Origin of the sequence: Phenylobacterium sp., assembly GCF_036563285.1 — a bacterium.
Taxonomy (GTDB): Bacteria; Pseudomonadota; Alphaproteobacteria; order Caulobacterales; family Caulobacteraceae; genus Phenylobacterium.
Genome location: NZ_DATCMR010000011.1, coordinates 454,477 through 477,759 on the forward strand (window position 1 = coordinate 454,477; position 23,283 = coordinate 477,759).

The 23,283-nt window shown below is 69.6% G+C and carries 22 protein-coding genes; 9 read left to right on the forward strand and 13 right to left on the reverse strand.

Going from position 1 to position 23,283, the window contains the following annotated elements; translation table 11 throughout:
• Nucleotides 1–38: 38 nt before the first annotated feature.
• Nucleotides 39–782, forward strand: a complete 744-nt coding sequence (locus VIL76_RS19725; RefSeq protein ID WP_349257485.1) for a CatB-related O-acetyltransferase — start codon at nucleotides 39–41, stop codon at nucleotides 780–782.
• Here the strand turns inward: VIL76_RS19725 and VIL76_RS12920 are convergent.
• Complete coding sequence (locus VIL76_RS12920; RefSeq protein ID WP_332045439.1) at nucleotides 779–2,602, reverse strand: dipeptide ABC transporter ATP-binding protein; 1,824 nt, start codon at nucleotides 2,600–2,602, stop codon at nucleotides 779–781. The genes VIL76_RS19725 and VIL76_RS12920 overlap by 4 nt on opposite strands.
• Before the next feature lie 95 nt (nucleotides 2,603–2,697).
• Between VIL76_RS12920 and VIL76_RS12925 the strand changes: the two genes are divergently transcribed.
• Both VIL76_RS12925 and VIL76_RS12930 read left to right on the forward strand, forming a co-directional pair.
• On the forward strand, nucleotides 2,698–3,231 hold the full coding sequence (locus VIL76_RS12925) for an HAD family hydrolase (protein WP_332045440.1): 534 nt from the start codon (nucleotides 2,698–2,700) through the stop codon (nucleotides 3,229–3,231).
• A gap of 101 nt (nucleotides 3,232–3,332) precedes the next feature.
• Nucleotides 3,333–4,778, forward strand: coding sequence for a PAS domain S-box protein (locus VIL76_RS12930; RefSeq protein WP_332045441.1), 1,446 nt, complete (start codon nucleotides 3,333–3,335; stop codon nucleotides 4,776–4,778).
• Between the two features lie 102 nt (nucleotides 4,779–4,880).
• Here the strand turns inward: VIL76_RS12930 and VIL76_RS12935 are convergent, their stop codons facing one another.
• A complete protein-coding gene (locus VIL76_RS12935; RefSeq protein ID WP_332045442.1) occupies nucleotides 4,881–6,503 on the reverse strand; it encodes a cisplatin damage response ATP-dependent DNA ligase in 1,623 nt (540 codons plus the stop codon).
• Nucleotides 6,503–7,513, reverse strand: a complete 1,011-nt coding sequence (locus VIL76_RS12940) for a ligase-associated DNA damage response exonuclease (RefSeq protein WP_332045443.1) — start codon at nucleotides 7,511–7,513, stop codon at nucleotides 6,503–6,505. The genes VIL76_RS12935 and VIL76_RS12940 overlap by 1 nt, the downstream gene beginning before the upstream one ends.
• A 315-nt stretch (nucleotides 7,514–7,828) precedes the next feature.
• On the opposite strand from VIL76_RS12940, the gene VIL76_RS12945 reads away from it, so the two are divergent.
• Together VIL76_RS12945 and VIL76_RS12950 are read left to right on the forward strand one after the other, a co-directional pair.
• Nucleotides 7,829–8,275 carry a PaaI family thioesterase gene (locus tag VIL76_RS12945; RefSeq protein WP_414695433.1) on the forward strand — a complete coding sequence of 149 codons (447 nt, stop codon included), beginning with the start codon at nucleotides 7,829–7,831 and terminating at the stop codon, nucleotides 8,273–8,275.
• Nucleotides 8,272–8,691, forward strand: a complete 420-nt coding sequence (locus VIL76_RS12950) for a PaaI family thioesterase (RefSeq protein ID WP_332045444.1) — start codon at nucleotides 8,272–8,274, stop codon at nucleotides 8,689–8,691. The genes VIL76_RS12945 and VIL76_RS12950 overlap by 4 nt, the downstream gene beginning before the upstream one ends.
• Here the strand turns inward: VIL76_RS12950 and phnD are convergent.
• The 6 genes from phnD to VIL76_RS12980 form a co-directional block, all read right to left on the reverse strand.
• A complete protein-coding gene (phnD, locus tag VIL76_RS12955) occupies nucleotides 8,688–9,674 on the reverse strand; it encodes a phosphate/phosphite/phosphonate ABC transporter substrate-binding protein (RefSeq protein ID WP_332045445.1) in 987 nt (328 codons plus the stop codon). The two genes, VIL76_RS12950 and phnD, sit on opposite strands and share 4 nt — an antisense overlap.
• A complete protein-coding gene (locus VIL76_RS12960; RefSeq protein ID WP_332045446.1) occupies nucleotides 9,671–10,135 on the reverse strand; it encodes a hypothetical protein in 465 nt (154 codons plus the stop codon). The genes phnD and VIL76_RS12960 overlap by 4 nt, the downstream gene beginning before the upstream one ends.
• The gene (locus tag VIL76_RS12965) at nucleotides 10,132–10,938 is read right to left on the reverse strand and encodes a hypothetical protein (protein ID WP_332045447.1); all 807 of its coding nucleotides are present in this window, start codon (nucleotides 10,936–10,938) and stop codon (nucleotides 10,132–10,134) included. Before VIL76_RS12965 ends, VIL76_RS12960 begins: the two co-directional genes overlap by 4 nt.
• Nucleotides 10,931–12,478 carry an alkaline phosphatase D family protein gene (locus VIL76_RS12970; RefSeq protein WP_332045448.1) on the reverse strand — a complete coding sequence of 516 codons (1,548 nt, stop codon included), beginning with the start codon at nucleotides 12,476–12,478 and terminating at the stop codon, nucleotides 10,931–10,933. Before VIL76_RS12970 ends, VIL76_RS12965 begins: the two co-directional genes overlap by 8 nt.
• Before the next feature lie 4 nt (nucleotides 12,479–12,482).
• Nucleotides 12,483–15,041 (reverse strand): TonB-dependent receptor, encoded by a 2,559-nt coding sequence (locus tag VIL76_RS12975; RefSeq protein ID WP_332045449.1) that lies wholly within the window; start codon nucleotides 15,039–15,041, stop codon nucleotides 12,483–12,485.
• Nucleotides 15,042–15,135: 94 nt separating this feature from the next.
• Nucleotides 15,136–15,516, reverse strand: a complete 381-nt coding sequence (locus tag VIL76_RS12980; protein WP_332045450.1) for a hypothetical protein — start codon at nucleotides 15,514–15,516, stop codon at nucleotides 15,136–15,138.
• Nucleotides 15,517–15,617: 101 nt separating this feature from the next.
• On the opposite strand from VIL76_RS12980, the gene VIL76_RS12985 reads away from it, so the two are divergent.
• A complete protein-coding gene (locus VIL76_RS12985; RefSeq protein WP_332045451.1) occupies nucleotides 15,618–17,300 on the forward strand; it encodes a lysine--tRNA ligase in 1,683 nt (560 codons plus the stop codon).
• Here the strand turns inward: VIL76_RS12985 and VIL76_RS12990 are convergent.
• Nucleotides 17,297–17,716 carry an MAPEG family protein gene (locus VIL76_RS12990; protein WP_332045452.1) on the reverse strand — a complete coding sequence of 140 codons (420 nt, stop codon included), beginning with the start codon at nucleotides 17,714–17,716 and terminating at the stop codon, nucleotides 17,297–17,299. The two genes, VIL76_RS12985 and VIL76_RS12990, sit on opposite strands and share 4 nt — an antisense overlap.
• A gap of 144 nt (nucleotides 17,717–17,860) precedes the next feature.
• Between VIL76_RS12990 and VIL76_RS12995 the strand changes: the two genes are divergently transcribed.
• The 3 genes from VIL76_RS12995 to VIL76_RS13005 all read left to right on the forward strand — a co-directional run bounded on the left by VIL76_RS12995 (nucleotide 17,861) and on the right by VIL76_RS13005 (nucleotide 20,676).
• The gene (locus VIL76_RS12995) at nucleotides 17,861–18,328 is read left to right on the forward strand and encodes a MerR family DNA-binding transcriptional regulator (protein ID WP_332045453.1); all 468 of its coding nucleotides are present in this window, start codon (nucleotides 17,861–17,863) and stop codon (nucleotides 18,326–18,328) included.
• 81 nt (nucleotides 18,329–18,409) lie between these two features.
• Complete coding sequence (locus tag VIL76_RS13000; RefSeq protein WP_332045454.1) at nucleotides 18,410–20,194, forward strand: acyl-CoA dehydrogenase C-terminal domain-containing protein; 1,785 nt, start codon at nucleotides 18,410–18,412, stop codon at nucleotides 20,192–20,194.
• Nucleotides 20,195–20,196: 2 nt separating this feature from the next.
• Nucleotides 20,197–20,676, forward strand: a complete 480-nt coding sequence (locus tag VIL76_RS13005) for an OsmC family protein (RefSeq protein WP_332045455.1) — start codon at nucleotides 20,197–20,199, stop codon at nucleotides 20,674–20,676.
• Here VIL76_RS13005 and VIL76_RS13010 read toward each other — a convergent pair.
• From VIL76_RS13010 to VIL76_RS13020, 3 genes are all read right to left on the reverse strand, one after another.
• On the reverse strand, nucleotides 20,666–21,076 hold the full coding sequence (locus tag VIL76_RS13010; protein ID WP_332045456.1) for a DNA mismatch endonuclease Vsr: 411 nt from the start codon (nucleotides 21,074–21,076) through the stop codon (nucleotides 20,666–20,668). The two genes, VIL76_RS13005 and VIL76_RS13010, sit on opposite strands and share 11 nt — an antisense overlap.
• Nucleotides 21,073–22,062: a cysteine synthase A gene (cysK, locus tag VIL76_RS13015; protein WP_332045457.1), complete on the reverse strand. Its 990-nt coding sequence runs from the start codon at nucleotides 22,060–22,062 to the stop codon at nucleotides 21,073–21,075. The genes VIL76_RS13010 and cysK overlap by 4 nt, the downstream gene beginning before the upstream one ends.
• Nucleotides 22,063–22,134: 72 nt before the next feature.
• Nucleotides 22,135–23,271, reverse strand: coding sequence for a DNA cytosine methyltransferase (locus VIL76_RS13020; protein ID WP_332045458.1), 1,137 nt, complete (start codon nucleotides 23,269–23,271; stop codon nucleotides 22,135–22,137).
• Nucleotides 23,272–23,283 lie beyond the last annotated feature (12 nt).

Consider the following 23,283-nt stretch of genomic DNA (forward strand, 5'->3'; position numbering starts at 1 on the left):
CAGCACGTCCCGGTGGGGCTGTGCTAGGAGCCTTGGCCATGCAGGTGGTGACCGTCACGCCGGGGCTGCTCGCCTTCTTCGAGGCGCGCCGCATCTTCCACAAGGGACGCTGGCTGGTCGGCCAGCGGCTGGCGTTCCACGACGCCTGCGCCCTGGAGCCTTACGCCCAGATCTTCGAAGGGGTGGTGCTGCCGCTCTCGATGGGCGCATTCACATACTCGAACGCCGAGCTGGAGCTGCATGTCCAGGTGGGCCGCTACGGCTCCATCGGGCGGCACGTGCGCTGGATGGGCCAGCCGCACCCCACCGACTGGGTGAGCACCTCGCCGGTGTTCTACGACGACGCCCTGCCGGCGACCGGACACTTCCGGGAAACCTACGGGGTCACGGCGCCCGCCTGGCCCTACGAATTCGGCCTGCGGCTGGTCGAGGTGGGCCACGACGTCTGGATCGGCGACGGGGCGATGATCGCCCCGGGCGTGAAGATCGGCGACGGCGCGATCGTCGGGGCCCGCAGCCTGGTGCTGCACGACGTGCCGCCCTACGCAATCGTAGTCGGGCAGCCGGCGCGGGTGCTTCGCTACCGTCTGGCGGAGGACCTCATCCCGCGCATGCTCGAGGCGCAGTGGTGGCGGTATGCGCCGAACGTCCTGCAGCCCCTGCCGATGAACGATCCCGAGCGCTTCCTCGACGCCCTCGCCGAGGTGCGCGAGCGGCGGCCGCAGGTGCTGAAGCCCCAGCCGGTGACGGCGGCGGAGATCCTGGCGGCGGCCGAGGCCTAGGCGGCCTGCGGCGGATCGAACTCGGCCACGAGGTGCCCGGGGGCGACCTCCTTCAGCTCCGGCGCCAGCATGGGCGCATTCGGGTCCACCGGCAGGCGCGAGGGCAGGAACCGGAATGCCGCCAGCGGGTCCATCGGGCTGGGCGGCTCGCCGGTGAGCTTCAGCCGCTTGCGGTTGCGCTCGATCTTCGGGTCCGGGATCGGCGCGGCGGAGAGCAGGGCCTTGGTGTAGGGGTGGTGCGCCTCGGCGTAGAGCCGGTCGCGGTCGGCGAGCTCCACCACGCGGCCGAGGTAGAGCACCAGCACGCGGTGGCTGATCTCGCGCACGACGGCCAGGTCGTGGCTGATGAAGATCATCGCCAGGCCCATCTCCTTCTGCAGAGCGATGAGCAGGTCGATGATCTGCGCGCGGATCGACACATCGAGGGCCGAGACCGCCTCGTCGCAGATCACCAACTTCGGCTTGAGGATCATGGCCCGGGCGATGCCGACGCGCTGGTTCTGGCCGCCCGAGAGCTCGTGCGGGTAGCGGTTGATGAGCGCCGTATCGAGCTCGACCTTGGCCATCATCGCCTGCACCTCCGCGTCGCGCCCGGGACGGTCGAGTTGCGGCTTGAAGACCTTCAGGGGCTCGGCGATGGAGTCGCCGATGGTCATGCGCGGGTCGAGGCTGGCCAGAGGGTCCTGGAAGACGATCTGCAGGTCCTTGCGCGCGTTGCGCAGGGTCTCGCGGTCGGCATGGGTGATGTCGCGGCCCATGAGCGTCACGGCGCCCTCATTCGCCGGCAGCAGGTTGAGCACCGCCCGCGCCAGCGTCGACTTGCCCGAGCCGCTCTCGCCGACGACGCCCAGCGTCTCGCCCTGGCGCACCTGGAAGGACACGCCATCGACCGCGCGCAGGGTCCGGGTCTTGCCGAACAGGCCTTCGTGGATCGGGAAATGGACCTTCACGTCCTTGCCCTCGACGATCACCGGCGCGGTCTTCTTCACCGGCGACAACGTTGGGCGGCCGCCGCGGTCGAGGCGGTCGAGCCTGGGCACGGCGGCGAGCAGGGCCTGGGTGTATTCGGTCGTCGGCTTGGAGAAGATCTGCGCGGCGGCGCCCTCCTCCACATAGGCTCCGTCCTTCATCACACAGACGCGGTCGGCGAGCCGGGCGATCACCCCCATGTCGTGGGTGATCAGCACCATGGCCGTGCCGGTCTCGCGCTGCAGCTCGGCCATCAGATCGAGGATCTCGGCCTGGACGGTGACGTCGAGCGCCGTGGTCGGCTCGTCGGCGATCAGCAGCTCGGGCCCACCGGCCATGGCCGCGGCGATCATCACCCGCTGGCGCATGCCGCCCGAGAGCTCGTGCGGGTACTGGCGCATGCGCCGTGCGGCGTCGGGGATGCGCACGTGCTCCAGCCACTCGCGCGCCTTCGTCTTGGCGTCGGCATCGGACAGACCGTCGTGCAGGCGAAGCGGCTCCGCGATCTGCTCGCCGATGCGCACGTGCGGCGTGAGCGCGGTCAGCGGATCCTGGAAGATCATGGTCATCTTCGAACCGCGGATGCGGTTGAGCTCGTGGGGCTTCAGCCCCAGCAGCTCCTGGCCCTGGAACTTCGCCGAGCCTGAGGCGCGGCCGTTGCGAGCCAAGAGGCCCATGACGGCCATGAAGGTCTGGCTCTTGCCCGAGCCGCTCTCACCGACGACGCCCAGGGTCTCGCCGCGCGGGATGGCGAGGGAGACGCCGCGGACGGCATTGACCACCCCGTCGTGGGTTTCGAAGTCGACCTTCAGGTCATCGAGGGTGAGTACGGCGGGCGGTGAAGTGGGCAAGCGGTGCGCCTTCGATGATCGGAGGGCGGACCTTAGCCTGCGATTTAGGCTTTTTGAAATCGCGCCCGCGGCCGCCTCGCTATAAGGCCTCTGTCGTGAGCGCTCCGCCCCAGCCCCTGAAGCCCGCCCTGTTCCTCGACCGCGACGGCGTCCTGAACGAGGACCGTGGATACGTGAGCCGGTGGGAGGACTTCGCCTGGATCCGGGGGGCGCAGGAGACGGTGGCCGCCTTCAACCGCGCGGGCTGGTATGTGGTCGTGGTGACCAACCAGTCGGGCGTGGGGCGCGGCTACTACTCCGAGGCCGACATGCACGCCCTGCATGCGCAGATGGTCGACGACCTCGCCAAGGCCGGCGGGCGTATCGACGCCTTCTACTACGCCCCGCAACACCCCGAAGCGCCGGTGGAGGCCTACCGCCACCCCGACCCTCCGGACCGCAAGCCTAATCCGGGCATGATCCTGCGCGCGCTGGCGGACTGGCCGATCGACAAGGGCCGCTCGCTGATGGTGGGTGACAAGGCCTCGGACATGGAGGCCGCCGCCCGGGCCGGCGTGCGCGCGGTTCTGTTCGAGGGCGGAGACCTCAAAGCGTTCCTCGAAGAGCAAGGGTTACTTCCGATCCCTTGATCGCAGTGGGTGGGCAGCCGCCTTCTCGACATGCGAGTTATGAGCACAACCGGGCGGCGTTGCGCCAACCCAGCGATCAATCCAAACGAGCGACGGCGACGGTGAACGAGCAGGAAGGGGCATCCGACGAGAGCCAGGCGTGGGCGGCGGTATCGGCCGAACTGCGCCAGCTGTTCGAGCGGGCCCCGGGACTGGCGGTCGTGCTGCACGGACCCGACCACGTCTTCCAGTACGCCAACCCGGGCTACCTGCGCCTGATGGGCTGGCGCGACCTGGAAGGCAAACCCCTGCGCGAGGCCATCCCCGAACTTGAGGGCCAGGGCTTCTTCGAGCTGCTGGACGAGGTCTACCGCACGGGCAAGCCGTTCGAGGGCCGCGAGATACCCATCCAACTGCCGCAGGACGGTGACGGGCCGCTCGAGGTCGGCTACTTCGACTTCGTCTACCAGCCGATCGTCGACCGCTGGGGGAAGGTGGTCGGCATCTTCGCCCAGGGCAGCGACATCACCGACCGGGTGCGCGCCGAGCGGGAGCTGCGGGCCAGCGAGGCGCGGTTCGCCGGCATCTTCAACCAGGTGACGGTGGGGATCGCCCAGACCGACCTCACGGGGCGGTTCGTGCTGGTCAACGACCGTCAGTGCGAGATCCTGGGCCGCACGCGCGAAGAGCTGCTGGGCCTGACCATGCAGGCGGTCACCCACCCGCAGGACCTGCCCGCCAACGAGGCCGAGTTCCGCCGGCTCGCCGCCACCGGAGAGCCGTTCGTCATCGAGAAGCGCTACGTGCGGGGCGACGGCTCGGTCGTGTGGGTGCGCAACAATGTCTCCGCGCAGCGGGGGCCCGACGGCCAGGCGCAGTACATCACCGCCGTTGTGGTCGACATCACCGCGGCGAAGCTCGCCGAGATGCGCCAGCAACTGCTGATGAACGAGCTGAACCACCGCGTAAAGAACACCCTGGCCACCGTGCAGTCCCTGGCGGCCCAGGCCGCGCGGGCGGAGGACCCGCGGAGCGGACACGCGGCTTTCCTGGACCGGCTGATGGCGCTTTCGAGAGCACACGACGTGCTGACGCGGGAGCATTGGGCAGGCGCGGAGCTGGCGGCGGCGGCGGCGGCGGCGCTCGCGCCCTTCGGGGGCGAGGATCCCGAGAGCTTCAGCCTGCAGGGGCCCCGGGTGCGGCTCGCGCCCCAGGAAGCGCTGGCGCTCTCGATGGCGCTGCACGAGCTGGCCACCAACGCCGTGAAATACGGCGCGCTAAGCGTTCCGGGCGGGCGCGTGTCGATCAGCTGGGAGGTGGGCGCCGACGACGAGGACCCAGACCGGCCTGGCCGCCTCACTCTGATGTGGCGCGAGGACGGAGGGCCGGCCGTGGAGCCGCCCACGCGGCAGGGCTTCGGGTCGCGCCTGATGCGCGGGCTGGCGCAGGAGCTGGCCGGGACGGCTATGGCGGACTGGCGGCCCGAGGGCCTCGTCTGGCGGATAGACGGACGGCTTACAGGGGAAGCGCGCACAGGGGACGTCCTGCTGTCGCAGCTCAGCTCCTAAGGGGCGTCGACGGCAATCGGCACGCCACAGTGCGGCTGCAATCGACTGCCCAGAGCCCACGATGAGCGAACTGCTCAACGGCGTCTTGGATGGGCCGCCGCCTCAGCGGCTCTCCATCCGCTCCAGGAGGCGCTCCAGGGTGGAGAGCTCGTCGGCCTCGCCGGGGGGCTTATCCCAGCGGATGCGGTTGATGCGCGGGAAACGCATGGCGACGCCCGACTTGTGGCGGCCGGAGCGCTGGAGGCCTTCAAAGGCGACCTCGAAGACGAGGCCGAAGTGGGGTTCGGCGCGGACGGAGCGGACGGGGCCGAACCGCTCCACGGTGTTGTCGCGAACGAACTTGTCGATCTGCTTCAGCTCCTCGTCGGTGAAGCCGAAGTAGGCTTTGCCGACAGGCGTGAGGAACCGCTTGCCGCCCTCGTCCTCCGTCCACGTCCCGAAGGTGTAGTCGGAATAGAAGCTGGACCGCTTGCCGTGGCCCCGCTGGGCGTACATCAGCACGGCGTCGACGAGGTAGGGGTCGCGCTTCCACTTGAACCAGGGGCCCTTCGGGCGGCCGGCCTCGTAGCGGCTGTCCCACCGCTTCAGCATCAGGCCCTCGGCGATCTGCGGGTCGCCGGCCGGCGGGCTGGCGCGCAGCTCCGCGAGCTCGGCCCAGGTCTCGAACGGCTGCGTAGGCGAGAGGCTGATGCGGGGGCTGGCCTGGCGTCCCACGAAGGCCTCCAGCCGCTGGCGGCGCTCGGCGAAGGACAGGGTGCGGGTGTCTTCGCGGCCTTCCGCGAGAATGTCGTAGGCGCGGATGCCGGCCGGGTATTGGGCGAGCAGCTTGGCGTCCACGGCCTTGCGGTTCAGGCGCTGCTGCAGGTCGGCGAAGCTCGCCACCTGGCCGTCGCGGACGACCAGCAGCTCCCCGTCGAGGACGCCCTCTTCGAACAGCGCGTCGAGGAGGTCGGGGAAGGTGCGCGAGATGTCGTCGCCGGTGCGGGTGTAGAGCCGGCGCTCGCCGCCCTCGTTGACCAGCTGGACGCGGATGCCGTCCCACTTCCACTCCGCGGCGTAGTCGGCCGGGTCGAGCTTGCCGAAGTCCACCGCCTCGTCGATGGCCTGGGCCAGCATCACAGGGCGGAAGCGGCCGGGGTTCTCTGAGGACGGCTTCTCGGAGCGGCCCTCGAGCCATGCGAACAGGTCCTCGTAGGGCGGGTGCAGCGCGTGCCACAGCTCCTCGATCTCGGCGGGCTCGACGCCGCCCATCTCGGCGGCCGCGCGCTTGGCGAGGCGGGCGGTGAGGCCAACGCGCAGCTCGCGGGTCATCAGCTTGAGCAGGGCCCAGCGCTCGCGCGGCTCGTCCATGTCGTCCAGCCATCCTTCGATCAGCCGCTGGACATCGGCGCGCGAGGCGGTGCGCAGGCCGTCGACCACCTCGTTCAGCTCGGGCTCGCGGTTGGCTCCGGGCCGCCGAGGCCAGACCAGCGCCACGGTCTCGGCGAGGTCCCCCACATAGTCGTAGGACCACCAGAACAGCTGCGGGTCCATCCGCTCCTCGACGGCCTTGCGGATGAAGTTGGGCTTGGCCGCGGAGAAGGTGAGGTCGCCGGTGAGCGCCGCCAGGGCCCAGCCGCGGTCGGGGTCCGGCGTGTCGCGCAGGTAGTCGCGCACCAAGGTGAGCTTGGCGTTGCGCGAGGCGGTCAGCGACAGCCGGTCCAGCAGTTCGGCGAAGGCGCGCACTAGTCGTCGCCCTCTTCCGCGTAGCCCACGAGGGCGAGCGCGCGGGCGGGCACGCCATGCAGCTCGGCCCAGCGGGCGAGGGCTTCCTCCCTGCCGTGGGTGATCCAGAGCTCGCCGGGGCGGATCTCGTCGATGGTGGTGGTGAGCTCGTCCCAATCGGCGTGGTCGGAGATCACCAGGGGGAGCTCGACGCCGCGCTGGCGGGCGCGGGCGCGGACCTGCATCCAGCCGGAGGCGAAGGCGCCGACCGGGTCCGGGAAGCGGCGGCTCCAACGGTCCTGGAGGGCGGAGGGCGGGGCGATGATGATCTCGCCGGCGAAGTCCTGCTTGGTCTTGCTGGTGGCGGGCTCCAGGGGTCCGAGGTCCACGCCGTGCTTCTGGTAGAGGGCGTTCAGCCGGTCCAGGGCGCCGTGCACGTAGATGGGCCGCTCCCAGCCGGCCTCGCGCAGCAGCCGGATCACCCGCTGCGCCTTGCCAAGGGCGTAGGCGCCGACGAGGTGGCTGCGCTCCGGGAACTGGGCGACCGAGCGCAGCAGGCGGGCGATCTCCTCCCGGTCCGGCGGGTGGCGGAAGACCGGCAGGCCGAAGGTGGCCTCGGAGATGAAGACGTCGCAGGGCACCGGCTCGAAGGGCGGACAGGTGGGATCGCGCCTTCGCTTGTAGTCACCGGAGACCACCATGGTCAGGCCCCTCCAGCGCACCACCGCCTGGGCCGAGCCCAGGACGTGGCCGGCGGGGACCAGGACCACCTCCACCTCGTCGCGCCGCACCACCTCGCCGTAGGCCGCGGCCTGGGCGCTCTCGGAGAACCCCAGGCCGTAGCGCTCGCCCATGATGTCCAGGGTCTCGTGGGTGGCGAGCACCGCGCCGTGGCCGGCCCGCGCATGATCGGAGTGGCCATGGGTGATCACCGCCCGCGCCACGGGGCGGACCGGGTCGATGTAGAAGTCGCCAGGGGCGCAGTAGAGGCCCTCGGGCTTCGGGCAGAGCAGGTCCTGCGGGCGGATCATGGTCTCGGCTAACAATCCCCGAACGGCAGCTTCCGATCCTTACGAAGTATTCACGTTGTTAATTCGACGTCATGACGCCGACTTAACGAGTATTCAAGCACAGGTTGCCATACACCCCTCGCTGTCGGGCGCAGCTCTGCGACCGGCAACATCTAATGAAGGGGAATACCCATGCTGAACCACATGCAGCCGCTCCTCGGCGCTTTCAACATCACCATGGCGGCGACGCCGCTGGTGGCCGTGCTCGCCTACCTGATCATGATCGCCGTCTAAGCGAATTGACCTGGGGCTGACATAGCCCCTACCGCTGGCGGCATGAGCGACGCTGACGATCCTCGCGGCCAGATGGGCCAGCACATGGCCGCCACCGTGCCCCAGGCGGCCGCGCTCGGCTTCAAGTTCGTCTCCGTGGGCGAGGCCCGCGGCTCCCTCGAAGTCCCCTGGCGTGAGGACCTGGTCGGCGACCCCCACACGGGCGTGATCGCTGGCGGGGTGGTGACGAGCCTCCTGGACCACACCTGCGGCCTGGCCATCGCCTCGGCGGCGGCCTCGATCGGCGGGCCGTTCGGCACCGCGACGCTCGACCTGCGCATCGACTACATGAGGCCCGCCGCGCCGCGGGCCGGCGTCACTGCCGAAGCGCACTGCTACAAGCTCACCCGCTCGATCGCCTTCGTCCGCGCCCAGGCCTGGGACGCCGATCCGTCCGATCCCATCGCCACGGCCCAGGCAGCCTTCGTGCTAAACAGGCCGCAGCCATGAGCGATGCGGCCGCCGAACAGCTGCAAGCCTTCCTGCAGCGCGTGCCGTACGTGCGCTTCCTGGGCATGCGCGCCGAGCTGGCCGGCGACGAGATGACGGCCATCCTGCCGTTCTCCGAGCACCTGGTGGGCAACACCATGATCCCGGCCCTGCACGGCGGGGTGATCGGGGCGTTCCTGGAGATGACCGCGCTGGCGCAGCTCTCCGTCGTGCAGGGCTCGGCCAGGGTGCACAAGACGATCGACGTCACCATCGAGTACCTGAGGCCGGGCCGGGCGATGACCACCTACGCGCGGGCCGACCTGCGCAAGGTGGGCCGCCGGGTGGCCAATGTGCACGTGGAAGCCTGGCAGGAGCAGCGCAGCTCGCCGGTGGCGGCGCTCAGGGGCCACTTCCTGCTGAGCGAGCCCCGCTAGCCCGCTTTCTCCTTGCGCAACTGGGCGAGCTCGGCCTCGGCCTTGGCGATGGCGGCCTGGTCGCCGCGGCTCCTGGCCTGCAGCAGGGCGCCCGTGGCTTCCATCTCGCGGACGGGGATGAGGTGGCTGTCGTCGGCCCGAACGAAGGGCTTGGTCTGGATGCGCTCCAGGATGGCGCGCTGGCGGGCCGCCTCCGGGGTGTCGCCGACGCCATATGAGAACATGAAGTCGGACACCTTCTTCTTCAGCGCGGGATCGAGGTCCTTGCGCCAGACCAGCGGGTCCTCGGGGATGCGCGGCGAGCGCCAGATGATCTCGACCTTCTTCAGCACCTGCGCGCCCGTGCCGGACTTCAGCATGCCGAGCCGCTCCATCGAGGCGGTGTTGTTGGTGGCGGCGTCCACCACCCCGTTGGCGACGGCGAACAGGTTGGCCTCGTGGTTCGCCGACTTCACGGTCTTGAAGCAGGTGTTGGGGTCGATGCCCCGCGGCGCGAACAGGTAGGTCATGGGCGCGAGCGTGCCGGAGGTGGACTTGGCGTCGCCCATGCCGAAGTCGACGGTCTTGTCGCACTTGAGCAGCATGTCGAGCGTCAAGCCGGAGCCCTTCGGGACGATGATCACCGCCTCGTAGCCGTCGACGCCGGAGGGGTTCACCGAGCGGGCGAAGACCTCGCCGTCGGCGCGGCGCACAGCCTCCAGGCCGGACTGGTTGGTGAACCAGCCCAGGTCGGTCTGCTTGAACCGCAGGGCCTCGATGAGCCCGGTGTAGTTGGTGCCGTAGTAGGCCTTCACCGGCATCCCGATGGCCTTCTCCATGTCGGCCAGGAATGGCGTCCAGTCCGCCTCCGCCGACGCCCGGCTCTCGGTCGAGAGGATCGAGAAGTTGAGGACGGTCTTGGGACCTTCGGGCTTCTTCTCCCCGCCCGGCGAGCAGGCGGCGAGCCCGAGCACGGCGAGGACAGCGACAATACGAGCGATCATTTTGCCTCTCGCGATTTCAGTTCGGCCCCGCCATGCATCCTGACCCACTTCGGCGGCGGATCGCCAACGTTCGCCAAATCCGGTAGCGACCTGAACCGCAGCTTCGTACCGCGGGCAGCCGCGCATTGCCTGCCCGTCTCCGCGATCGCCGAATTGAGGGCTCGGCCGACCTGCGCCAGACGGTCGGGCTTGGCCGCGATTTCGTCGCGCCACCAGCTGGCGTACTCAGCCTCCGGGCAGCCGCTGACCTTCGCCGAGGCGAAGAGCTGGCTGTCGCCCGTCGAGACACGGACTTCGACCACGCCCGCGTGGGCCACGGCCTCGCAGCGAACGGCGAACTCATCATCGCCCGTGTAGCAATCGACGGTCCAGGTCTCGACCGTGAGCACCCGCGGCGCGGCGGAGGCGGAATGGGCGCCCAGAAGCGCGGCCGCGGACATGATCCACAGAGCGAGCTTCATCGCGGCGACACGGGCGGCAGGCGCATCACGACCACCTCGCGCTTCGATCGGCTGATGCCATAGAGCATGCGGCGCTGCGAGCGGTCGAAGGCGATGGCCTGACCCTCGTTGGCGGCGTGGATGGTGGCCACGTGCTCAAGCGTGGCGCCGCCCTGCGGCAGCCGCAGCACATAGACCTCCGGCTCGTCGTGCCCGGTGGCGTAGATCAGCCCATCCTCGCCCCACGCGCCGCCAGACGAGCTGCGCGGTGTCATCCGCGCGATCACCGAGGGCGGGAAGAGCCAGGCCTCCATCCGACGCCACTGGTCGTCGAACTTCACCAGGGTGGTCCAGCGCGTGTCGCGGCCGGGCTCGCCGCCCCGGTCGCCGTAGTTGGCGAAGGTGGCCCACCAAGCGCCGTCCTTGCGGTCCACCCAGGTGAGCGAGCCCACCTGCGGGCCCAGCGAGACGCTGCGCAGGTGGACCATGCGGATGGGATCGAAGATCTCGACCGAACTGGCCATCGGCACGGCGGGGTAGTTGGACGAGGCGCAGACCAGTTCGCGGCCGATCACGGCGCAGGAGTTGAGGTGCGGGAAGCGGGTGGGATCGCCCTTCCACTCGGCGACCTTGGCGCCGGTCGCCTTGTCGTACTTGCCGATGACGGAGTTATCGACGGCGTAGACGTAGCGGGCGTCGACGGCCACGCCCTGACGGGCTTCAGGGGCTGGGATGCGCCGGACGAGCTCTGCGGACAGGCCCGGCTGGGCGGATGCCGTCGCCGCGCAGGCGGCGAAGAACAGGCCGAGCAGAAGGCTACGCACGCTGCACCCCCGGCCTCCCGGACTCGACGTGGAAGCGCGCGAGATCGTAGGCGTCGGACGTGGGCTTCAGCGCCGTTTGGATCGCCCGGAAGGTGACGTCGGCGCCGTTGGGCGTGATGTCGACGCGGCCGTAGCCGCGGTGCTCGCCTTCGGTGAAGCGGATGTGCGGGTTGGGCTTGGCGAGCGCGGCGAGGGTCGCGTTGGCGGCGCCCAGCGAACTGATCGAGCCGCCGTTGAACTCCGTGGCGATCGGAGCCTGGTCCGGCGCGAGCTTCAGGTCGCCGGCGACGAAGCAGTGGATGTCGCCGCCGAGGACAAGCGGATTTGAGACGCGGGCGTCGCGCCAGCGCTCGAGAATGCGTTGGCGGCTGGCCGCATAGCCGCTCCAGCCATCGTTGGAGAACCGCGGGCCGTCGGCGGCCGGGCGCATGAGCTCGCCCATGACGTACTGCTGGGCGAGGATGTTCCAGCGGGCCTTCGAGGCGCCGAGCGTGTCCAGCAACCAGCGCTCCTGCGGCGCGCCGAGCAACGAGCGGCGGGGGTCGGTGCGCTCGGGGCAGTCGGGAATGATCTTGGGGTCATCCTTGGAGGCGAGCGCATCGCAGGTGCGGGCCGGGCGGTGCTGGCGGGTGTCGATGAACTGCAGTTGGGCCAGGCTCCCCCAGTCCAGCGCCCGGTGCAGCAGCATGCTGGGCCCGACCGGGACCTGCCGGCGGCGCAGCGGCATGTGCTCGTAGTAGGCTTGGTAGGCGGCGGCGCGGCGGCGCAGGAAGACGGCGGGGTCTGTGTTGGCCCGGTCGGTGTCGCCGCCGTAGTCGTTCTTCACCTCGTGGTCGTCCCAGATCACCATCCACGGCGCGGCGGCATGCGCCGCCTTCAGCATCGGGTCGGACTTGTAGGCGCCGTACCGGACCCGGTAGCCGCCGATGTCCTTCGGCTCCTCGTCAGGGTGACGCCGGACGCCGTTGTTGGTCGCCTTCTGCTCGTAGATGTAGTCGCCGAGGAATAGCACCAGGTCGGGGTCGTCGGCGACAAGGTGCTCGTAGGCGCCCCAGTAGCCGGCTTCGAACTTCTGGCAGGAGCTGTAGGCGAGCCGCAGGCGCTGTACATCGGCGCCTCGCGCCGGGGCGGTCCGCGTACGGCCCACGGGGCTCGCGTGGCCGGCGGCCATGAAGCGGTACCAGTAGGGCCGGCCCGGCTTCAGCTTCACCACCGTGACGTGGACCGAGTGGCCGGCCACGGGGCTCGCGATCTCGTAGCCCGAGCGGACGACGCGGGTCATGCGCTCGTCCTCGGCCACCTGCCAGCGGACCTGGACCGGCGCAGGCGGCATGCCGCCGTCCGGCTGCAGCGGACGCGGCGCGAGCCGGGTCCAGAGCACCATGCCATCGGGGCTGGGCTCGCCGGAGGCGACGCCGAGGCTGAAGGGATCCTCGGTCAGTCGGGTCTGGGCGAAGGCCGAGCGGGTTTCGGGCAGGAGCGCGGCGCCCGCAAGCGCCGCGGCCTGTCCCAGCAGAAGTCGTCGGGATGTAAGGCTCACGCGCCTACCATCGCGCGGAAACACCGACGTAGTAAGTCCGGCCGTAGCGCTCGTAGTTGGTCAGCCAGTCGCGGTGGCCGCCCTGGTACTCGCGCAGCACCTCGTCGGAGAGGTTCTGCAGGTCGACGTAGACCTCGATGTTGGAGGTGAGCTGGTAGCTGACCTTGGCGTCCAGGCGGCGGTAGTCGTCGTCGTAGGTGTCGGCGTCGTTGCTGGCGCCCAGGCCTTGGATCGCGTAGCCGGTATGGTGGTAGGAGAGCGCCGCCTCGACGCGTCCGGCCTGGTAGAACAGCTGGGCGCCGTAGAGCAGGCTGGACTGCGCCGGGAAGGCGAGCTCGCCGCGGCCCGGCACGGTGAGGCTGGAGTCGGTGACGGTGACGTTGGCCGCCGCGCCGAAGCCGCTCCAGAACCCGGGCAGGAAGTCGAACTGCTGCTGGTAGTTCAGCTCGACGCCCCTGATTTCGCCTGAGTCGGCGTTGCGGGGCTGGGTGTACTCCAGGCGGCTGTAGGTGCGGCCCTCCAGCGTCACGCCGGACAGCGTCTGGCGGAAGCCGAAGATCGGGTCCCTGATCTTCTTGTAGAATACGCCGGCCGACAGCAGGCCGCCGCGCGCGAAGTACCATTCCGCCGAGGCGTCGAGGTTGTCGGAGACGTAGGGCTTCAGGTCGGCGTTGCCCTCGGCGAACTCGCCTTCGAAGTTGCCCGGCGTGATCTCGGTGAAGGTAAGCGCGCCGCCCGGCTTCAGCTGCGGGTACTGGGGACGTCCCAGAGTGCGGGTGTAGGCGAAGCGGACGACGAGGTCCTCGCTGGGCTCGAAGCGCAGGTGCAAGTTGGGCAGGAAGGTCGTGTACTTGCCCTGCTGGGAGACCGGCGTGACGGTGCCGGTCTGCCCGACCAGGCGGAAGCCGGAGACGTCGGTCTTCGTGTGCTCCACACGCCAGCCGCCGATGATCGCGAAGCGGCCAAAGTCGATGTTGGCCATGGCGTAGCCGGCCAGCACCTTCTCGGTCAGGTCGTAGTCGTTGAGGGTGGCGTTGGAGAGCGTGTTCGCGGTGTTCAGCACCATGCGCGCGCCACCGCGGTTGGCCGCGGTGAAGGCCTGGATCGCGGCGGCGTCGATGACGAAGCGGTTGACGTAGACGCGGTCGCCGACGTCGACCTCCATCTGCGGACCCAGAAGGTTGAAGTCGGCCAGGGTGAAGCGGTTGGCGGCGGTTCCACGGTCGTACTGGTCGGTCCGCCCGTCGAACATCTTGTCCGTCTGACGGGCCTTGAAGCCGACTTTGAAGAAGCTCTTCTCGCCGATGTCGATGTCGCGGCGCAGATCGATGCGGCCCGCGACGTTGGCTTCCTCGCCGTACTCGTCCTGCACGGTGTGCTGGCGGAACTGCAGGTTGGAGGCCGAGAGGCTGCGCGGGACCGCGGTATAGAGCAGCGGCCGCATGTCGAAGTCGACGGTGAGGTTCGCGGTCGGCAGACGGAACTGCCAAAGCTGGTTGGGCTCGATCAGCTCGTTGTAGCCGTAGGAGGCGTCGTAGGTGATGTTCCACGGACCGCGCTCGTGCTCGGCGCCGGCCTGGAAGGAAGAGATCGACTTCTCCTTGTACTCCAGGCGCAGGTCCTGGCGAGCGTCGACGCCGGTCGAGACGCCGGTGGCTTGGTCAGGGTTCAGCGTGACATTGGCGAGGTTGGACGCGAAGTCGAGCCGGAAGCGCTGGCGGTACTCGTCCTCGGTGAACTTCGAATAGAGGCCGCGCAGGTAGAACTTGTCGCCGTCCGTCGGCCGGAACTCCAGCGCTCCGGACACCCCGATCCGCTCCCGGACGAGGTTGTAGTTCGTGTACTTCAGATTGATCGGCAGGCCGCCGCGGGCGACGCCCGGCACGGTGCGCCAGTCGTCGGGGTAGAGGCCCTCTGAGTCGTAGTCGCGCGACGAGCCGGAGATGCCCAGCAACACGCCCCAGTTCCCGCCGCCGAAGATGGCGCCGACCGTGGCGTCGCCTTGGATCGGGCTCTTCTTGTTGAGCTCCTGGTAGCCCACCTGCAGCGAGCCGCGGGCGAACAGGTCCTTTCCGTTGTCGAAGGGCGACTGGCTGACCAGGTTGACGGTGCCGCCGATCCCCTGGGCGTCGTAGTCGGGCGTGACCGCCTTCACCACCTCGACCCGGCCGAGCAGCTGGCCGGAGACCACGTCGAGCGGCAGGGCGCGGCTGTCGCCGTCGGGGTTGCCGACCTCTACGCCGTTCAGGGTGACGTTGTTGAGGTTCGACGGGGTGCCGCGGATCGAGACGTAGCGGCCCTCGCCCTGGTCGTAGGCGAGGCCCACGCCGGGCAGGCGCTCGATGTTCTCGGCGACGTTCTTGTCGGCCAGCCGGCCGATGTCGTCGGCGGAGATCACGTCGACGACGGTGTCGGCTTCGCGCTTGGTCTCGATGGCGCGCTGCTGGGCGGCCCGCTGACCGGTGACCACCAGCTCCTCGACCTCCTGGGCCGCCGCCGGCGTGGCGGCCAGCATGGCCAGGACAAGGACCAGCCGGCTGGGCTGTATATGACGTGTCCGCATCTTTTCCCCCTGGGCTCAGAGGCCCTTACGGGGAGGACACGACGATTCGGTTATGCCGTTACGTCAGTTTTGAGACATTGGTTTGTCGCGGCGGCTAGGTCGCAGCCTGGGCGTTGGCGCGCTTGTCCACGAGGGCCTCGATGGCCATCCAGGTATCGATGACGGCGATCACCGCCACCAGGCCTGCGGCCGCCGCGGCGATGTGGCGGCGGGGGTTGTCCCGGTTCAACGCCTTCCCCAGTGCCACGAGGTCCATCACGTCGCCCCCGACGCGGGTCCAGAACCACGGACCCGGTTTCACGGGCGAGAGCAGGCCGGCGCCGGAGGCGATCTCGCGGGCCCCGAAGGCGCTCACCGCCTGCTCGTCGGCCTCGAGCCCGAGCGTGGACGACATCCGACGGGGCGCCGCGACAGCGACGATGCCCAGTCCGATGGAGAGCAGGCCGAGCGCCCGCTTGGCGATGGTGAGGTTCATGGTCGTACGGTCCCGTCTGTCGTCAGCGCCAAGACGCAGGAGCTCGGCCTTAGTTCCAAAAGGCCTTGAGGCGGCAGGGATTGGCAGGTAGGGCCGCCCCCATGCTGCAAGGACTTTCCCGACAGGCGCGCGAGGCGAAGAGCTGGCCGTTCGAGCAGGCGCGGATCCTGCTGGAGCGGATCACCCGGCTGCGGCTGAGCGACGGCGAGCGGGACCTGGCGGCGTCGCTGTTCGTCGAAGGCAAGTTCGCCGAGGCCGTGCGGCAGTTCCCAGCGCTTACCGAGCCGGTGGTCTTCCAGTGCGGCTACGGGGCCTCCGGCCTCCCTCACATGGGCACCTTTGGCGAAGCGGCCCGGCCGACGATGGTGAGGAACGCCTTCCGGGCGCTCACCGAGGACGCCATCCCCACCCAGCTGATCGTCTTCTCCGACGACATGGATGGCCTGCGGAAGATCCCGGACAACGTGCCGAACCGCGAGATGCTGGAGGAGGACCGCGACAAGCCGGTCACCTCGGTCCGCGACCCATTCGGCGAGCACGAGAGCTTCGGGGCGCACAACAACGCCCGCCTGCGGGCTTTCCTCGACGGCTTCGGCTTCGACTACACCTTCATGTCCTCGACCGAGACGTACAAGTCCGGCCGCTTCGACGAGGTGCTGTTGCGCATCCTCGAGCGGTTCGACGCGGTGATGGGGATCATGCTGCCGACGCTGGGCGAAGAGCGGCGGGCGACCTATTCCCCGTTCCTGCCGATCAGCCCGAAGACCGGCCGCGTGCTGCAGGCGCCCACCCTGGAGCGCAACGTCGCGAAGGGGACCATCGTCTTCCCCGACGAGGACGGCACGCCGACGGAGGTCCCGGTCACCGGCGGCCACGTGAAGCTGCAGTGGCGGCCGGACTGGGCGGCGCGCTGGACGGCGCTGAAGGTCGACTTCGAGGCCTCGGGCAAGGACCTAGTGGACAGCGTGCGGGTCTCGAACCGCATCGTGAAGGCGCTGGGCGGGGAGCCCCCGGAGGCCTTCCACTTCGAGCTCTTCATGGACGAGAACAACCAGAAGATCTCCAAGTCCAAGGGCAACGGCCTGACCATGGAGGAGTGGTTGCGCTACGGCACGCCCGAGAGCCTGGCCTACTACATGTACCAGTCGCCGAAGTCGGCGAAGCGGCTCTATTTCGACGTGATCCCCAAGGCGACGGACGAGTACCTGAGCCACCTGGACAGCTTCAACAAGGCGCGCGCGGAGGGCGCCAACGCGCCGGCGATCGACAACCCCGCCTGGCACGTACACCGGGGGGCGCCGCCGGAGCGCGGCTCGCCAGTGTCGTTTTCGCTTCTGCTGAACCTGGTGTCGGCGGCGGACGCCGGGACCACCGACGTGCTGTGGGGCTTCCTGGAGCGCTACATCCCGGGCGCGACGCCGCAGAGCGAGCCGCTGCTGGCCAAGCTCGCCGGTTACGCGCTGAACTACTACGAGGACTTCGTGAAGCCCGCGAAGACGTTCAGGGCGCCGGACGCGAAGGAACGCGCGGCGATGGCGGACCTGGTCGCGCGGCTGAAGGCGCTGCCCGCGGGCGCCGACGCCGAGACGATCCAGAATGAGGTGTTCGAGGCGGGCAAGGCCGCGGGCTTCGAGCCGCTGCGCGCCTGGTTCGGAGCGCTCTACGAGGTCTTGCTGGGCCAGCCCACCGGGCCGCGGTTCGGCTCGTTCGTGGCGATTTTTGGCGTTGAGCGCACGATCCAGCTGATCGAGCGGGCTCTCGCGGGTGAGTTGGCGCCGGCCTAGAACACCGCCATCGCGGCGCGGACGGCCAGCACCACCAACACCACGGTGGCGGTCATGAAGATGGCCCAGCGAAGCATGATGACGTTCACAGTCGCCTGGACGAGGCTGTGGACGACGCGCAGGGCCACGTAGCCCCATGCCAGCCCGGCGTTCAGTCCGTCGCCTTGGCCGGCCAGCGCCAGCGCCAGCGCCGTGGCGTAGAAGATCGTCGGCTGCTCCATCAGGTGGTTGTAGTTGTCGGCCTTCCAGCGGACCTGGGGCGGTAGCGCGGCGTTCATCTCCTCCTTGGAGCGGTCGGGCCTAAGCTCGAACTTCGCGCGCTGCAGGGCCGGGATGCGGGTGGCGTAGAGCCAAGCCCACATCACCAGCGACCAGAGCACCAGCACGACGACCGGCTGCAGGATCGGGCTCGTCATCTCTTCCCCTCGGCTTCGAAGCTCCACCGTAGCACCGGTCGCCGCCTCGTCTCAGCATTACGTGAACGTGAGTCTGCTTGACGCGTGCGGAAAGGTGATTTTACGCTGTCAGGGCAACTTACCCCCGCGTCCAGGAGCCACAGCATGCCCACGGACCTGCGCCGACCCAACCGCACTTTCACGATCCGGCAGCTCTGCCAGGAGTTCAAATGCACGCCGCGGGCGCTGCGCTTCTACGAGGACAAGGGCCTGCTCGCGCCTGCCCGTGACGGGATGAACCGGGTCTATTCCTACAAGGACCGGGCCCGGCTGCAGCTGATCCTGCGCGGCAAGCGGGTGGGCCTGGCTCTGGCCGAGATCGGCGAGATCCTCGACCTCTACGAGGCCGACGACACCGGCGCCCAGCAGGCGGCCCGCTCGCTGAAGAAGTTCCGCGAGCGCATCCTGGCGCTGGAGAGCCAGAAGGTCGACATCGACAACGCCATCGCCGAGTTGCGCGCTGGGTGCGAGGCCATGGAGAAGCGCCTGTCGGAAACCCGGCCGGACCTGCTGCCCAAGGCCCAGGAGTACGACCAGGTCCTGCGCCGCCGCCTCGAAGGCGCAGAGACCTAGCCGGTACGAAGGCGCCCGGTCCTTTACGGTTAAGACTTCTCGTATAGAGGGGCGGAGGCACATCTGCCCTTCGGAGCGCCCATGACCTACCAGCCCCCGGTGCGGGACTTCGCCTTCCTGCTGCGCGACGTGCTGAAGCTCGAGCAGTACGGCAACCTGCCCACCTTCGCCGACGCCTCGATGGACACGATCGAGGCCATCCTGGACGAGGCGGCGAAGTTCACGAGCGAGGTGCTGGCGCCGCTGAACTCGGTGGGCGACAAGGAAGGCTGCACCTGGAACGCGGACTTCTCGGTGAAGACCCCGACGGGCTTCAAGGAGGCTTACAAGGCGCTGGTGGAAGGCGGCTGGCCCGCGCTGGGGTCGGACCCGGCATATGGCGGCCAGGGCCTGCCGCACGTCGTGAACCTGGCCTTCTCCGAGATGAGCTCGGCGGCGAACATGGCGTTCGCCATGTACCCTGGCCTGACCCACGGCGCCTATTCCGCCATCCACTTCGGCGGCTCCCAGGAGCAGAAGGACCTCTACCTGCCGAAGCTGGCCTCGTTCCAGTGGGGCGGGACCATGAACCTGACCGAGCCGCACTGCGGCACGGACCTGGGGATGCTGCGGACCAAGGCGGTCCCCGCCGGGGACGGGACCTACAGGATCACGGGCCAGAAGATCTGGATTTCTGGCGGCGAGCAGGACCTCACCGAGAACATCGTCCACCTGGTGCTGGCGCGGATCGAGGGGGCGCCGCAGGGGACGCGCGGCATCAGCCTGTTCATCGTGCCGAAGTTCATCCCGGACGCCGACGGCAACCCGGGCGAGCGCAACGCGGTGAAGTGCCTGGGCCTGGAAGAGAAGATGGGCATCCACGGCAACGCCACCTGCGTGATCAGCCACGAGGAGGCCACCGGCTGGCTGATCGGCGAGGAGAACCGGGGCCTGGCGATCATGTTCGTGATGATGAACGAGGCGCGGATCGGGGTCGGCATGCAAGGCCTCGCCCAGGCCGAGGCCGCCTACCAGGCCGCCCGGGACTTCGCCAAGGACCGCCTGCAGGGCCGCTCGCTGACCGGGCCGAAGAACCCCGACGGACCGGCCGACCCGATCATCGTCCACCCCGATGTTCGCCGCATGCTGATGGACAGCCGCGCGATCATCGAAGGCGGCCGCGCCTTCCTGTTCTGGACCGCCCTGCACGGCGACCTGGCCCACGGCAGCCCGGACGAGGCGGTGCGCCAGAAGGGCGACGACTACATGGCGCTGATGACGCCGGTGGTGAAGGCGTTCCTCACCGACAAGGGCTTCGAGGTCTGCTCCAACGCCATGCAGATCCACGGCGGCTCGGGCTTCACCGAGCACTTCCCGGTCAGCCAGTACCTGCGCGACGTGCGCATCGCCCTGATCTACGAGGGCACCAACGGGGTGCAGGCGCTGGACCTGGTGGGCCGCAAGCTGGCGGCCAACGGCGGCCGCGCGGTGATGAGCTTCTTCGCCGAGCTGGACGCCTATGTGGAAGCCCACGACAGCCCGGAGATGAAGCCGTTCACGGCCCCGCTGGCCAAGGCCAAGGGCGAGCTGCAGGAGGCCACCATGTGGCTGATGCAGAACGGCCTGGCGAACCCGGACAACGCCGGGGCGGCCTCGTCCGACTACCTTCACCTTTTCGGCCTGACCGCACTGGCCTACATGTGGTGCCTGATGGCCGAGGCGGCGAACGCCAAGATCGCGGCGGGCGAAACCGACCCGATCTACGCCCAGAAGCTCACGGTCGGGCGCTACTACATGGAGCGGGTCCTGCCGGAGACCACGTCGCACCTGGCCAAGCTCAAGACCGGGGCCGAGCTCGTCATGGCCCTGCCGGCGGAGGCCTTCTGACGATGGGGACGTACCGGGCGAGCTGCGATTGGACGCTGGACGCGCCGGGCGAGGACTTCCTGAAGGGCCGCTACCCGCGCGCCCACCGCGTGGCGTTCGGCAGCGGCGTCGAGGTCCCCGGCACCGCCTCGCACCAGGTGATCGGCAACCGCTGGGCGGCGCCCAATGCGGTCGACCCGGAAGAGATGCTGGTGGCCTCGATCTCCCAGTGCCACATGCTCAGCTTCCTGCACGTGGCGCGCGAGGCGGGATACGTGGTGGCGCGCTACCGCGACGACGCCGAAGGGCTGATGGAGGACATCGGCGACGGCCGCCAGGCGGTCACCCGCTGCACCCTTCGGCCGCAGGTGACCTACTCAGGCAAACAACCCACCGCCGAGGAGCGGGACCACCTGCACCACGCCGCCCACGAGATGTGCTTCATCGCCAATTCCGTGAAGACGCAGATCACGGTGGAAGAGGTCGAGGCGGCTAGCGCCTGAGCAGCTCGGTGAGCCGCCGGTCCAAGGCCGCGGCGTCTTTCAGCTCGCATTCCCAGATCGTCTCGACGCGCCAGCCCTGGTCGGCGAGGGATCCGCGGCTCGACGCGTCGCGGGCGACGTTGCGGGCCACCTTGGCGACCCAGTAGTCGCGGTTCTGCTTGGGCACCCTCGCGCCTCTGGCGCAGTCGTGGCCGTGCCAGAAGCAGCCGTGGACGAAGAGCGCCAGCCTGCGCCCGGGCAGGACGATGTCCGGATTGCCGGGCAGGTCCTTGCGGTGCAGCCGGTAGCGGGCGCCAAGCCTGGTCAGCGCCTTTCGGACCTTCATCTCGGGCGTGGTGTTCGCGCCCTTCACCCGCCGCATCACGGCGGAGCGCTTCTCCGCGGAGTAGACGTCGCTCAAAGGCCCTCGAACAGGGCCGTCGAGACGTAGCGCTCGGCGAAGCTCGGGATGATGGCCACGATCAGCTTGCCGGCCATGTCCTCGCGGCTGGCCACGTCGAAGGCCGCCGTCAGCGCCGCGCCGGAGGAGATGCCCACCGGGATGCCCTCTTCCGCGGCCGCGCGGCGGGCCATGGTGAAGCTGTCCTCGTTGGAGACCTGCACCACCTCGTCGATGACGCCGCGGTCGAGGATCGAAGGCACGAAGCCCGCGCCGATGCCCTGGATCTTGTGCGGGCCGGGCTGGCCGCCGGAGAGCACCGGGGAGGCCACCGGCTCCACCGCGATCATGCGGACCGACGGCTTGCGGGCCTTCAGGACCTGGCCGACGCCGGTGATGGTGCCGCCGGTGCCGACGCCGGAGATCACCGCGTCCACGCGGCCTTCGGTGTCGTTCCAGATCTCCTGGGCGGTCGACACCCGGTGGATCAGCGGGTTGGCGACGTTGTCGAACTGCTGGGGCATGACCGCGCCCGGCGTCGCGTCGACGATCTCCTTGGCTCTGGCCACGGCGCCGGCCATGCCGCGCTCCGGCGGGGTGAGCTCCAGCTTGGCGCCCAGCAGCAGCAGCATCTTGCGCCGCTCCATGGACATGCTCTCGGGCATGACGAGCGTCAGCTTGTAGCCCTTGGCCGCGGCCACGAAGGCGAGCGCGATGCCGGTGTTGCCGGAGGTCGGCTCGACGATGACGCCGCCCGGCTTCAGGACGCCCTTGGCCTCCAGGTACTCGATCATGGCCACGCCGATGCGGTCCTTCACCGAGGAGATCGGATTGAAGAACTCCAGCTTGGCGACCACCTCGCCCCTGGGCTTCAGGGCTGCGGTCAGCCTGGGCAGGCGCACCAGCGGCGTGTCGCCGATGGTGTCGATGATGGAGTCGAAGATCTTGCCCCGGCCGGCGCGCTCGTAGCGCGCGGCGTCGTAGACCTTGTCGGGAGTGGCGTCCATGGCGGGGCCTCAGGCTGGGATGCGAGCCTGCGAACCTAAGACTTCCTATAGGGAATGAAAGGCCCTGATCGCCTACTCGGCCGCTAGGAATGCAGCCGGCTTCGATAGAGGTTCTAAAAGCCCGGCGGCCAGCCAGCGGACCACCGGGACCGCGACCCCGTCGCCGGTGACGTGCAGGGCGGAGGTGGCGGCGGCAGGCAGGCGGTAGCTGTCCGGCAGGCCCATCAGGCGGGCGCATTCGCGAGGGCTGAGCAGGCGCGTGCGGACCTCGCCGCCGTCCACCACGGCGATCGCCTGGCGCGAGGAGCCGCCGCGCGGGGTGCGCAGGCAGCCCGCCAGCCCGTCGAAGCGGATCTCGGCGCGCTGCACCGGCCGGCCGTGCTCGATGCGCGTGCGGCGGAAGACGGCCCCGACATCCCGCCCGCCGCGGGCGCGGACGGCGTCGAGCCGGGTCCGGTGCAGCGGGGCCATCAGCTCGAGCAGCCGCTGGGTGCGGGCGGGCGCATGCCATTCGACCGCACCGTCGGGCTCCAGGAGGGCGGCGAGGTCGGTGTTGCGCGCCGGCGGGGCGGCCAGGCGCCACCACCGCCAGCGCTCGGCCAGCAGCTCGGGCAGGGCCGCGGCGGCGGCGCGCACCGCGCGGGTGTGGAAGGGGCTCTCGCCGAGCAGGCAGGCCGGCGGCGGCTCGCGCGTGGCGACCACGAACACGCGGGGGCGGGACTGGGGCGTGAAGACGGCGGCGTCGATCTCCAGGGCGCCGAAGCTGTATCCCTGAGCCGCCAGCGCTTCGCCGAGCGCTGCGAAGTCGCGCCCGCCGTGCGAGGTGAGCAGGCCGCTGACGTTCTCGATGACCACAAGGCGAGGCGCGCGCCCCTGCGCCGCGAGGCCTTCGATCAGCCGCCAGAAGCCGAAGAAGGCGCTGGACCGGCCGCCGGACAGGCCCGCGCGGGCTCCGGCGAGGCTGAAATCCTGGCAGGGCGAGGAGGCCCAGGCGAGGTCGACGCCGCCCGGCAGGTCGGCCGCCGTGAGCTGCCAGACATCGCCTTGCCGGAAGTGGTCCGCGGCGTCGGGGTAATTGTCGCGGTAGGCGGCGGCCTTCACGGCGTCGAAGTCGTTGGCGAAGGCGCAGGCCCAGCCGTCGCCCAGGCCGGCGCGCGCCATCCCCCCGCCGGCGAAGAACTCGTAGAAGGTGAAGGGCTGCGCGCTCACGTCGGAGACGCT

Bases quoted from the DNA above. Each gene is read 5' to 3' on its own strand.
- VIL76_RS19725 (WP_349257485.1), top strand. From the start codon at position 39: ATGCAGGTGGTGACCGTCACGCCGGGGCTGCTCGCCTTCTTCGAGGCG.
- VIL76_RS12940 (WP_332045443.1), bottom strand. From the start codon at position 7,513: ATGATCCGCCCGCAGGACCTGCTCTGCCCGAAGCCCGAGGGCCTCTAC.
- VIL76_RS12945 (WP_414695433.1), top strand. From the start codon at position 7,829: ATGAGCGACGCTGACGATCCTCGCGGCCAGATGGGCCAGCACATGGCC.
- VIL76_RS12950 (WP_332045444.1), top strand. From the start codon at position 8,272: ATGAGCGATGCGGCCGCCGAACAGCTGCAAGCCTTCCTGCAGCGCGTG.
- phnD (WP_332045445.1), bottom strand. From the start codon at position 9,674: ATGATCGCTCGTATTGTCGCTGTCCTCGCCGTGCTCGGGCTCGCCGCC.
- VIL76_RS12960 (WP_332045446.1), bottom strand. From the start codon at position 10,135: ATGAAGCTCGCTCTGTGGATCATGTCCGCGGCCGCGCTTCTGGGCGCC.
- VIL76_RS12975 (WP_332045449.1), bottom strand. From the start codon at position 15,041: ATGCGGACACGTCATATACAGCCCAGCCGGCTGGTCCTTGTCCTGGCC.
- VIL76_RS12980 (WP_332045450.1), bottom strand. From the start codon at position 15,516: ATGAACCTCACCATCGCCAAGCGGGCGCTCGGCCTGCTCTCCATCGGA.
- VIL76_RS12985 (WP_332045451.1), top strand. From the start codon at position 15,618: ATGCTGCAAGGACTTTCCCGACAGGCGCGCGAGGCGAAGAGCTGGCCG.
- VIL76_RS12990 (WP_332045452.1), bottom strand. From the start codon at position 17,716: ATGACGAGCCCGATCCTGCAGCCGGTCGTCGTGCTGGTGCTCTGGTCG.
- VIL76_RS12995 (WP_332045453.1), top strand. From the start codon at position 17,861: ATGCCCACGGACCTGCGCCGACCCAACCGCACTTTCACGATCCGGCAG.
- VIL76_RS13000 (WP_332045454.1), top strand. From the start codon at position 18,410: ATGACCTACCAGCCCCCGGTGCGGGACTTCGCCTTCCTGCTGCGCGAC.
- VIL76_RS13005 (WP_332045455.1), top strand. From the start codon at position 20,197: ATGGGGACGTACCGGGCGAGCTGCGATTGGACGCTGGACGCGCCGGGC.
- cysK (WP_332045457.1), bottom strand. From the start codon at position 22,062: ATGGACGCCACTCCCGACAAGGTCTACGACGCCGCGCGCTACGAGCGC.